The sequence below is a fragment of the Promineifilum sp. (SeqCode) genome (assembly GCF_041918635.1).
GTDB lineage: Bacteria > Chloroflexota > Anaerolineae > Promineifilales > Promineifilaceae > Promineifilum.
The window spans coordinates 1-11,053 of record NZ_JAYRVJ010000050.1 but is presented as its reverse complement, the minus strand read 5'-3'; the positions used below and the strand labels follow the sequence as shown (position 1 = coordinate 11,053).

At 65.2% G+C, this 11,053-nt stretch carries 8 protein-coding genes; 3 read left to right on the top strand and 5 right to left on the bottom strand.

The features are described from left to right. The first annotated feature begins 10 nt into the window (after positions 1–10). From ACE3UY_RS01715 to mutY, 3 genes are all read left to right on the top strand, one after another. Positions 11–139 carry a hypothetical protein gene (locus ACE3UY_RS01715; protein WP_374685823.1) on the top strand — a complete coding sequence of 43 codons (129 nt, stop codon included), beginning with the start codon at positions 11–13 and terminating at the stop codon, positions 137–139. Positions 140–167: 28 nt separating this feature from the next. Beyond that, positions 168–1,172: an MBL fold metallo-hydrolase gene (locus tag ACE3UY_RS01710; RefSeq protein WP_374685822.1), complete on the top strand. Its 1,005-nt coding sequence runs from the start codon at positions 168–170 to the stop codon at positions 1,170–1,172. 104 nt (positions 1,173–1,276) lie between these two features. Beyond that, positions 1,277–2,368: an A/G-specific adenine glycosylase gene (gene mutY / locus ACE3UY_RS01705; RefSeq protein WP_374685821.1), complete on the top strand. Its 1,092-nt coding sequence runs from the start codon at positions 1,277–1,279 to the stop codon at positions 2,366–2,368. Between the two features lie 8 nt (positions 2,369–2,376). On the opposite strand, the gene ACE3UY_RS01700 is transcribed toward mutY, so the two are convergent. The 5 genes from ACE3UY_RS01700 to ACE3UY_RS01680 form a co-directional block, all read right to left on the bottom strand. Beyond that, positions 2,377–3,051, bottom strand: a complete 675-nt coding sequence (locus tag ACE3UY_RS01700) for a Uma2 family endonuclease (protein ID WP_374685820.1) — start codon at positions 3,049–3,051, stop codon at positions 2,377–2,379. A 102-nt stretch (positions 3,052–3,153) separates the two neighbouring features. After that, a complete protein-coding gene (locus ACE3UY_RS01695) occupies positions 3,154–6,114 on the bottom strand; it encodes an FHA domain-containing protein (RefSeq protein ID WP_374685819.1) in 2,961 nt (986 codons plus the stop codon). Between the two features lie 9 nt (positions 6,115–6,123). After that, complete coding sequence (locus ACE3UY_RS01690) at positions 6,124–8,436, bottom strand: serine/threonine-protein kinase (RefSeq protein ID WP_374685818.1); 2,313 nt, start codon at positions 8,434–8,436, stop codon at positions 6,124–6,126. A 128-nt stretch (positions 8,437–8,564) separates the two neighbouring features. Then, complete coding sequence (locus tag ACE3UY_RS01685) at positions 8,565–9,824, bottom strand: VWA domain-containing protein (protein ID WP_374685817.1); 1,260 nt, start codon at positions 9,822–9,824, stop codon at positions 8,565–8,567. Between the two features lie 85 nt (positions 9,825–9,909). Further along, on the bottom strand, positions 9,910–11,053 hold a 1,144-nt coding region (locus ACE3UY_RS01680), incomplete at its 5' end, for a protein phosphatase 2C domain-containing protein (RefSeq protein ID WP_374685816.1).

Here is an 11,053-nt window from a genome sequence, read left to right as displayed (position 1 = left end):
GCCCGATAACATCCGGTTAGGGATCGCCCCGCTCTATAACACGTTCGCGGATATACATACGGCCGTCGAACGGCTGCGGACTGTGGTCGTTGACCGCCTCTACGAGCGCTACGACGCGGCGGGCCTGACCGTGACGTGACAGCCGGCGCGGCGATCCGGGTGAAGTTATGAAACCCCTACAACGCTTCCAGACCGGCGCGGGCCGGATCATCTACTCCTTCCCGGTGCAATCCTTCCCGACACTGGTGAACAACATCTACGTCATCGACGACGGCGAGCAGCTTATTCTGGTCGACAGCGGCTCCGGCATGGAGCGGGCCAACGCCGACCTGCTGGCCGGGTTCGCCGCCATCGGCGAGCAGTTCGGCCGGCCCATGTCGCTGGCCGACATCGGCGCTATCCTCATCACCCACGGCCACATCGACCACTTCGGCGGCCTGCCCTTCATCCGGCGCTACACCGACGCGCCCATCGGCGTCCACATCCTCGACCGGCGCGTGCTCTCCAACCACGAAGAGCGGGTGGTCTTTTCCTATCGCCGGCTGGAGACCTTCCTGGAGGGCGCGGGCGTCTCGGCCGAACAGCGCGAGGTGCTGATGAGCGTCTACCTGTTCGCCAAGACCTACTATCGTTCGACGCCGGTACAGTTCCTTCTGGAAGAGGGGCAACCGACGGTGGGCGGCATCGGCGTCTACCACACGCCCGGCCATTGCCCCGGCCAGGTCTGCCTGCACGTGGACGACGTGCTGCTGACGGCCGACCACGTCCTGTCGCGCATCACCCCCCACCAGGCCCCGGAGAGCATCACCCACGATATGGGGTTGGGCCACTACTTCGACTCGCTGGACAAGATCGAGCGGCTGACGGGATTCGGGCTGGGGCTGGGCGGGCATGAGGATCCTATCGAGGATATACCGGCCCGCATCCGCGCCATCCGCGCCGCGCACGACGAGCGACTGTGCAAGGTGATGGAGATCTGCCGCGAGCCGAAGTCCATCGCCGCCATCAGCCGCGACCTATTTGGCAATGTGGATAGCTATCACGTCCTGCTGGCCCTGGAAGAGACGGGCGCGCATGTCGAACATCTTCACCAGCGCGGCGAACTGGTCGCCGCCAACCTGGAGGAGATCGAGCGGACGAGCCGGCCGGTGGTGCGGTACGTGAGAGGATAGAGAAAAGCAGGGGAGCGGGGGAGCAGGGGTGCAGGGGAGAAAAAGAGCCATTAGGGATTTTTTGCTCCCCGCCCCCTGCTCCCCCGCTCCCCTGCCCAAGCGCCATGCCCAATCCCGAAACGATAGCCCTGGCTCTCCTCGGCTGGTGGGATGCCGGACACGCCGACCTGCCCTGGCGGCGGACGCGGGACGCCTACGCCATCTGGGTGGCGGAGATCATGCTCCAGCAGACCCAGATTGCCACGGTGTTGCCCTATTACGAGCGCTGGATGGCCCGCTTTCCGACGGTCGCGGTGCTGGCTGCCGCGCCGCTGGATGACGTGCTGAAGCTGTGGGAGGGATTGGGCTACTACAGCCGGGCGCGCCACCTCCACACCGCGGCGCAACACGTTGTTCGCGACCACAGCGGCCAACTGCCCCAGACGCTGGGCGAACTCATGGAGCTGCCCGGCATCGGCCGCTACACCGCCGGGGCCGTTGCCTCCATCGCCTATGGCGTGGCCGCGCCGGTGCTGGATGGCAACGTCATCCGCGTCCTCAGCCGCGTGTTCGACCTGGCTGAAGACGTGACCCAGTCAGCCACGCGCAGCCGGCTGTGGCATTTGGCCGGGGAGCTTGTGCCCGCCGAACGCCCCGGCGATTTCAACCAGGCGCTGATGGAGCTGGGACAGCAAATCTGTGTATCGCAGAACCCGCGCTGCCTCATCTGCCCGCTCAACACGCTTTGCCTGGCCCGGCAGCGGGGGACGCAGCTGGAGCGGCCGGTGCGCCCGCCGCGCCGCCGAACGCCCTACTTCGACGTGGTGGCGGGGGTCATCTGGGAGACGGGCGCGCCATCGCGACAAGGGCGCTTTCTCATCGCCCAGCGGCCGTTGGGCGGGCTGCTCGGCGGGCTATGGGAGTTCCCCGGCGGCAAGGTGGAGCCGGGCGAGGCATTGCCCGACGCGCTGCGGCGCGAGATACGGGAGGAGCTGGCGCTCGACGTGACGCCGGGTAACTTCCTGGTCGAAATCCCCCACGCCTACACCCATTTTCGCATCACCCTCCACGCCTTCCACGCTGCCTACACTGGCGGCGAGCCGCAAGACATCGGCGTGGCCGCCCACGCCTGGGTGGCGCTTGATGAAGTAGATCGGTATGCGTTCGCGGTGACGGATCGAAAGATTATCAGGCAACTACAGGAGACAATAATCTGAACTCTCGACTAGAGAAGCCGATCAATCTGGTCGGCCTGCTCAGCCGTTAGCCCGCGTATCTCCAAATAGGCTTGGAGGAAATCAACCGGCGGACTGGCCCGTAGCCAACTTGGCCGCAACCAGAACCCGGGCAAGACGGACGATTCTACTCGTTCATCATCTTCGGTAGCGAACAACTCATATTCACCCCGCGCATCTAGCCGGTAGAAATCAGCCCGCCTCCTTCCCTCGCGCGAATCGATGATCCAGTATTCGGGGATACCAGCCGTTCGATACTCGGTAAACTTCTCATATCGGGCGCAGCGCACGCTCTCATCGGAGATAATCTCCACCACCAAATCAGCCGGGCCATCAAGATACTGTCTTTGAACACGCGTGAGATTCGCGTTCAGCACGACAGAGATGTCCGGCTCCCTCTGGGAGTTAGTTGTTTCTAGCCGCATGGGGAAGGGAGCGGTAAACACCCTGCCCAGCTTTAGTCGTGTGACGTATAGGAGAAGTAACGCTTGGAGAAATCCCAGAATCGTCTGGTGCGCGTCGGTGGCTGGCATATGAACGATGACCTCTCCATCTACCCATTCGGCATGGGTATCTTCATCTGCCCAGGCAAGGTACTCCTCGAAGCTCATTGGTAAGCGAGGTGTTACCTTAACTCCCTGTGCGTCTAGTTGTTGTGCGGTCATACTGTTTCTCCCGCGAAAGACGAACCAATCCTGTGCGTCATTCAGTACCAGTATAACACAGCACGGCTGCGACCGATCTTGACAAGGCTGGCGCCGATTGAACTAATCTACCCGTTTTCGCCGCTGCACCAGCACCGTCATCGCCCCCCAGAAGAGGGCCATGCCCGCCAAAGCGGCCCAGGTGATGGCGACGTGGGTCTCCGTATGCCGGTAGTCCAGGCTCAGCTTATCGCCCAGCGCGGCCGAGGCGCACTCAACGGTGGTCGTCGGCTCGGTCGTGCCCAGTTGCGGGTTGGGCGGCAGCCAGACGGCGGAACAGGCCACGCTCTTGTCCTCGTCCAGCCCGGCCAAATCGGCCGAGGAGCCCATCGCGTCCATCGTCCAGTGCGAGATGACCAGCTTCGAGGCGATGTTGGCCCCGGCGCTGTCGCCCAGCGGAAAGAGCGTGCCGGACAGGATGATCTGGACGAACAGTTGCACCAGGATGATGTAGAGCACCACGTCCTGCGACGGCACGACGGCCGAGATGAACAGGCCGAACATGATGCTGGCGATGACGGCGATCAGCAAGGTGAAGAACAACTCCCACGCCCCCGACGGGAAAATATCGAAGACGGGGTCGAAGTCCATGTTGACCTTCAGGCTCATGATGAGCAGCACGCTGGCAACCTGGAAGACGGCGAACGCGCCCAGCACCACCGCCTTGGCGATGACGTAGGATCCGACACGCAAGTTCACCGCCCGCTCGCGGCGAAAGATGGCCCGCTCCTTGACGATCTCGTACGATGCGCCGAACGTGCCTGCCTGGGTCAGCGCCAGGCCGAGCATGACGATAAGTTGCTGCGCGGTGGAGGCCGGGATGTAGTCCTCGCTCAGGTCATTGACCCGCTCCTCCGTCAGTTCGCCGTCCGCCTCCAGTTGGGCGATCTGATCCTCCACGTCCTGGCGCAGCCGCTCCTCGATCTGGGCGAAGGTCTCGGGCCGGCCGGTGATGTCGTGCTCGCCGCTGACCAGCATGAAGAGCAGGGCGATGATGGGCATCATCAGCAGCAGGATGAACAGCGTCCGCTTGTCGTTGCGGATCAGATCGATGTGGCGGCGGGCCAGGATGGGAATCTGGCGCAGGCCGGAGTCGCGGCCGCGCGGCGGTTGCTGCCGCGCCGCGTATTGCCCGCCATAGCCGCCGAGCATGAGCTGTTGCTGGCGGGCGGCGATGTACTGCTGGAATTGCGGGGACTGGCGGTAGTGCTCGGCCCAGACCACGCCTGCCTCGACCCGCGGCGGCTTGCCATCCTTGCTCTTGGACGCGGACGCCAGCCGCGACTGCACGGCCGGATAAGCGGCCTGCAGGTTGGCCGGCAGGGGCTTGCCGGCCGCCGGGTCTACCTCCTGGGTCAGCTTCAGGTAGATGTCGGCGAAGTCCTGGGCCTGGAAGTACTGGATGGCTTCGCCTGGCGGGCCGTAGTAGGACAAGTACCCCTGGCTGAGAAAGGCGACGTGGTCGCACTGCTCAATGTTGGCGGTGGCGTGGGTCACCAGGACGACCGTCTTGCCCCGGTCGGCCAGCCGGTTCAGGTCGTACATCATCTTCTTCTCCAGACCGGGGTCAAGGCCGGAGGTAGGCTCGTCCAGGAAGAGCAGGTCGGGCTGGGCCAGAAGCTCGACGGCGATGCTGACCCGCTTGCGCTGGCCGCCGCTGAGGACGCGCACCGGCTTGCCCACGTGCGCGCCCATATCGACCATCTCCAGCACATCGTGCATGCGCTTCTCAATCTCGGCCTTGCCCGCGTCGGGCAGGCGCAGCTTGGCGGCGTAGTAGAGCGCCTTGCCGACGGTCAATTCGCGGTGGATGATGTCATCCTGGGGCACGTAGCCCATGATCATCCGGTAGGCGTCGAGGTTGGGGTAGAGTTGCTCGCCGTCAATGAGCATCTGCCCCTGCGTGGCCGGATTAAAGCCGTTCATGGCCCGCAGCAGCGTGCTCTTGCCCGCCCCGCTGCCGCCCACCAGCGACACGAACTCCCCGGCCAGCACGGCCAGCGAGACGTCGGTCAGGATCATCCGGCCGCCGGCGACCTGCTTGCCGAGCATGATCGCGTCGAGGCGGTGGCCGCGGCTGATGGACGTGGTCAGCGCCTTGGCTTCGATGTCATAGACGAGCTTGTACGGCCCGATCTGGATGACCGCGCCCTTGGTCAGCGGCAGCCAGGCCACAACGCGCTGGCCGTCCACGAACGTGCCGTTGGCGCTGCCCAGGTCGCGGATGACGTACCCGCCGTCGGGCTGGCGGCGGATCTCGGCGTGGCGGCGAGAGACAGAGGGATGATCGAGGTGAACCTCACAGGCAGCGTCGCGGCCGATGACCGCCTGCTGGTACTGGCCGAGCTGCTGCATGCCCAGCGGCCGGGTCTGTACCCCGCCGCCCGCCAGAGGTTTCAGGCCCAGGCTGAGCGAGTTGCCCGTCAGGTCGCCGATGCGCAGCACGTCCCCTTCGTGGAGCGTCTGGGGCGCGTTGGCCGGCATCTGGAGGCCGTTGTGCAGTGTGCCGTTGGTGCTGCCCAGGTCGGTGATACGCACCTCCATCGCCCCGTCGCTCTCCAGCCGCAGATGGTGGCCGGAGACGGTCGGAAAGTTGACGACGATGTCGTTATCGGGCGCGCGGCCCAGGCGCATGATCGGTTTGTCGAGCGCCCGCTCTTCCTTCTGGCCGCCAGGCCAACTGATGACCAGGATGGCCTTGTCCTGCTGAGGAATGACCAGGGTACTCAGGGCGTCGGCGGCGACCCCGAACCCTCCCCCCGGAAGGGGAGAGCCAGATGGGACGGCCTGGCGCAGGGGAAAGCCACAAGTTGGGCAGAACTGCGCCGCCGGCTGTATGGGGGAACTACACCGGGGGCAGGTGTTTGCGCCTCTGGCATCGCCCAGGGGCCGGCTGGCGGCCGGTGGGGCCAGCGGCGTCGATAGTTGTGTCGCCTTCAGATCGGCCGGCAGGGCCTTGCCGCAGTTGCGGCAGAACTTCGTGCCCGGTCGGTTTTGTGTTTGACAGTTGGGGCAGGTAATCACGATCTCCTCCTAACGCCACGTGCCGCTGGTATGTCCAAGAAAAATGAAGGCTCGACCATCCGGCGCGATCAGGATCGAGCCATTGGCATAATCTTGCGAACTACTGGCGCTGTCGCCGATCTCATAGGCCGTCAGCGCGCCCAGCCCGTCGCGCACCGCCTGGTTGTCACACCAAATTCGCCCGAAGCCGCGCACCGGCGTGGGTGGGCTGTTCGGCTCGCCACAACTGAAGTCGGGATCGCCCTCCCGCCACACGTCCGCGAAGCGCGCAAACGTGTTGTTGTTGTAGAGCACGTAGATGGCGTCGTTATCCTCACGCCACAACATCTGGCCGCGCTCGAACGGCGCGTAGCCGGTGTTGATACTGTTCTGGCCGGCGTTGAGGGGGCAGCCCAACTCATCAGACCACGCGCCGCGCAGGGCGGCCAGCACCTGGTATTGGCAAGGAGTGGGCAGAGCCGTCGGCAGCGGCGCGGCCATCGACGGCGCGCGGGTCAAACGCACGGCGTCGAGGTACAAGACACCTTCGTCAATACCGCTACCGCCCACGTAAAAGGCGATATTCTCGACGGCCGCCAAATCCATGACGCCGTTCTTGACTTCGGAGAACTCAGCTATCCGGAACGCTTCCTCCGACAACGGCACACAGAAGTCGCCGGCCGTCTTGTTCCTCAACGGCATCTCATGCTTCCACACTTCGCCGTTCTGTTCGCGGAACTGGATCACCAGATGGCCGGTGTAATCGTCATTGGCCAGCCAAAGACAGATGGAGGTGGCGTTGCGCCAGTCCATCGGGGCATCCATGTTCTTTTCGATGCCGGCGTAGTCGTCCCTGGCCTGGTTGATCCGGTAGCGCAAGGACGCAGCATGAGCGCCGGACATGGCCTGGGCCGCGGACAGAGACAGCGTCAACTCGTTCCCCGGCGCGTTCACCGTGTAGGCGCGGGTCAGGGTTGCGTCGTCGCCGTACTCGAAGTCCTCCACCATCAGGTCAGTCTCGATGGGCGCATTGGCCGGCGCGGCGGGTGTCGGCGTAGCGACAACCACGACGACCGTGACCGCTGGTTGGACGGCCGCGCTCGTGGCCACTTCTACAATGGCTTGAACAACCGGTGTGTCGGATGGGGGGGCAACGGCACTCTGGTTAACTGGGGTCTTCTCAGGGAGCATCGTGGGCGTGGCGGCCGCGGCGCTCGCCTCGGCCACAGCCGCGCCCTCCTCCGCGGACGACGTGACGACCTGGGTGACGATAGGCGCGGCAGGCGTCCCTGCGCCGGCCGCAGGCGCCGCTCCGTCGCCATCGAGCAGCGGGCGGAGCAGCAGCCACGCCACCAGCAGCAGCGCCAGCAGCCCCAACACGGCGATCAGCGGCTTCAGCCAGCCCGGCGACGAAGAGGCCGCGTGCTCCCGTTCCCAGCCGCGCGCGCCGGTGACAGAGGCGAAGGCCGCGGGGATTGGTTCGCGCCCGCCGCCGACGCCCTGCCCTGGCGCGCCTCCCTGACCGGCGGCGAATGGGCCGGAGACCGGCGCGCCCAGCGCCCGCGCGAAGGCCAGTGTCGAGGTGTAGCGCAGCGCGGGATCGAGTTGCAGAGCCTGGGCGACGGCCGCCTCCGTCTGCGGCGAGAGGTCGGGCCGGAACTGTCGCACCGGCGGCAGTCGCATGGGCGCGCCAGCCGGGTTGTGACCGGTCAGCAGTTGATGAACAACCACGCCCAGGCTATAGACATCGGAGCGCGCGTCGGTCTGGCCGTGGCCATACTGCTCCGGCGGGGCGTAGCCGGGCGTGCCCAGCCGGATGGTGTCATGCGTCTGGCCGGCTTTGAATAGCCGGGCGATACCGAAATCGATCAGCTTCAGCGCGCCATCGGGCTGCACCATGATGTTACCTGGTTTCAGGTCACGGAAGATGATGGGCGGCGTCTGGCGGTGTAGATAGTCGAGCACGACGGCCAGTTGGCCGGCCCAGGCCAGCGCTTGCGCCTCCTGGAAGCCGCGAGGCGCGCGCAACAGGGCCTCCTCGAGCGTCTCGCCCTCGACGTATTCCATGACGAAGTAAGAGAAATCGCCCTGGGTGAAGTAGTCGATGACCCCGGCGATGCCCGGGTGTTTGAGCCGGGCCAGTATGCGCGCTTCCTGCTGGAAAGCGGCGACGGTCGCCTGTCGCTCGGCCGGCGCGACCAACGTCGCGTCCATCTCCTTGACCGCCACCGGCCGGCGGCCCAGCCGGGTATCGATGGCCTCGTAGACGACGCCCATCCCGCCCTGGCCCAGGAATCGAGCGATCTGGTAGCGCTCCTGCAAAACAGTTCCAATCGCCAGCACCGGCTCCTCCTCAGTTTAAGAAATGGCTACGGATTCGCACGGATCAAACGGATAGGTCTGGGTACACGGCGTCCATCCGTTTTATCCGTGCATATCCGTAGCCATTTATTCCTCCTCATGCTACCCCGTTACTTAGGCGCATTGGGGTCGGAAAGTCGCACCGTCTTGCTGCTGCTCAGTTTGATCGTCTTGCGCCCCTCGCTCGACAAACTTTCGCCCCGCTCCAGTCGCTCGGCCTCGGCCAGCGCGTTGCGGGCCAGTTCCGTCTCGCCCTGGTCCAGCAGGATGGTGTGGGCCGTGCGCAGCTTGCGCGTGGCGTTGGCGATGTCCTGGCGGGCCACATCGTCCAGCGCCTGGGTCTGCAACTTAAAGGCGGTCACTTTCTCCACAATGTTCATGACCCGGCCATTCACCTGCCGCGTCAGGTTGGGATCGGTCGTGACCTCGGCCGTCAGATCAGTTCGAGCCTCTTGCGCCGCGCCCCGCGAGGCGACGTGATAGCTCACCTGAGCCTGGGCAAAGCGATAGCGGCCGGGGTTGCGCGGCGGGATGAGCAACTCGACCAGGTAGGCCGCCCCGCTCTCGGCCAATTCCGGCAGGCCGAACTCCACCGTGCGCCCTTTCACCGCGCCGAAAGTGATGTCCTTGATGAGCGGCGTCACCTGCCAGACGCGGCGCGCCTCCACCCCCTGCACCAGCAACAGACGAAAAGCCAGATTCTGGGCCACGACCTGCATCTGCGAGAAGACCTCTTCGAAAATAAGGCCAACGTCTTCAGGCTTTTTAATCAGCAGCGCGTCGCCCAACTTGCCGGTGCGCTCGGCCACGTCGAGCAGGAAGTCCTCATTCCAGTCTGTGCCCAGCCCCAGCGCGATGAGCGGCACGCCGGCCGCGGCGATCTTGTCGGCTTCATGCCGGCAATCGTCCTCGCCCGTGGTCTGGCCGTCGGTGAGCACGATGAGCCGGCTGGCGACCTCAGGGGAGAGGTGCTTGGCGATCTCGGCCAGGCCGGCGCGCAGGGCCGGGGCCATCGACGTGCCGCCGCCCGCCTCCAGCCGGTTCACGCGCGACTCCAGCTTCTCCTTGTCGCGGACATTGGTGGCCGAGATGATCACGTCGGTGTGTACGTTGAAGGTGACCACCGAGATGAAGTCGGTCGGCTCCAGCCGGCTGATCATCGTCTTGACCGCCTCGCGCAACTGCTTCATCTTCTGGCCGCTCATGGAGCCGCTGCGATCCAGGACGAGGCTGAAGTTGAGGGGCAAACGCGCCTGCTCTTGCCTCTCGCCGGGGCGCGTCTCGAAATAGGCATACAGCACTTGCGGCTGCGGCAAATGCGGCAGGTAGTTCTTGCTGAACAGACCGGTGAAGTGTACAAAGTCGGACATTGGCGCGCCTCTTGGGAAACCATCCGCAGATTACGCAGATTTTAAGAGAGACAACCGGCAGTCTGTGTTTGCCAGGCCTCCTGGTTCACTCCAGATAGACGGCAATCGCGCTGATATTATCCTCGCCGCCGTTGTCATAGGCGGCGGCCACCAACTGGTCGCAGGCCGCTTGCGGGGTGACGCCGCCGCCGAGTATGGCGGCGATCTGTGGGTTACGAACCATTTCCCACAACCCGTCGGAACAGAGCAGCAGCCGGTCGCCAACCTGTAACGTCAGGTTGAACACGTCCACCTTCACGTCTTCGCGCTCGCCTACGGAGCGATATATTTCGTTCTTCTGCGGGTGAGTGTAAATCTGCTCTTCGGTGATCTGCCCGGCCTTGAAGAGGCTGTAGACCAGCGAGTGATCCTGGCTGACCTGCGCCAATTGGCCGGCGCGCAGCAGGTAGGCGCGACTGTCGCCGACGTTGGCGACGGCGGCCTTGTTGCCCACGACCAGCAGCGCGGCGATGGTCGTGCCGCGGTTGGAACCGAGTTGCCGGCGCTTGTCATGGACGAGCCGGTTAGCCTCCTCGACCAGGCTACGAATGGTCGCGTCGGGTGGCAAAGGCTCCGTCGGGACCTCGAGCTTGCGCGTTCCGGTGCGCTGGAGGTCGTGCAGGATACGCCCCTCGACAAATTCGCGGAACGCCCGGCGCACGGAGTCGCGGCTGGCCTTCTCCCCCTCCTGATAACCGCCCATGCCGTCGGCCACGATGTAAAGGCCGATCGGCTCCATCTCGCCGCTCTGGTCCAGGCTGTAATCCAGCTTGGCGACGTAGTCCTCGTTGTGGTCGCGCACGCGCCCAACGTGTGTCGCCGTGCCGGAGGTCTGGCGTAGCACCCGGCTCTGCGCGGCCTGGATGCCGGTCAGCGTCGGCGGGTCGTTGGGCGGGGCCGGTGTCCCAGACCCCGACCCCGGCGGGGAGGAAGGAACGGTCGGCGCATCCGGCGCGGGGTCTGGGGGCGCATCCGGCGGCTGGAGGTGGCGCACCGTCGGCTGTTCGCTGGCGGGCAGTTGGGGCGCGGGCGGCGGCGAGGACAGTTGCGCCGGCGGGTGGCCGCCGACCAACCGGTTGCCGCAGTTAGTGCAGAAGCGCGCGTTGGCCCGCACCGTCGCCCCACAGACCGAACAGAGGATAGTGCTGCTCTCGTTTATCGCCATCGCTCCAACACCTCGCCCGGCTTTC

Excerpts from the sequence above, each read along its gene's own strand:
- ACE3UY_RS01700 (WP_374685820.1), bottom strand. The coding sequence starts at position 3,051 with ATGACCGCACAACAACTAGACGCACAGGGAGTTAAGGTAACACCTCGC.
- mutY (WP_374685821.1), top strand. The coding sequence starts at position 1,277 with ATGCCCAATCCCGAAACGATAGCCCTGGCTCTCCTCGGCTGGTGGGAT.
- ACE3UY_RS01685 (WP_374685817.1), bottom strand. The coding sequence starts at position 9,824 with ATGTCCGACTTTGTACACTTCACCGGTCTGTTCAGCAAGAACTACCTG.
- ACE3UY_RS01710 (WP_374685822.1), top strand. The coding sequence starts at position 168 with ATGAAACCCCTACAACGCTTCCAGACCGGCGCGGGCCGGATCATCTAC.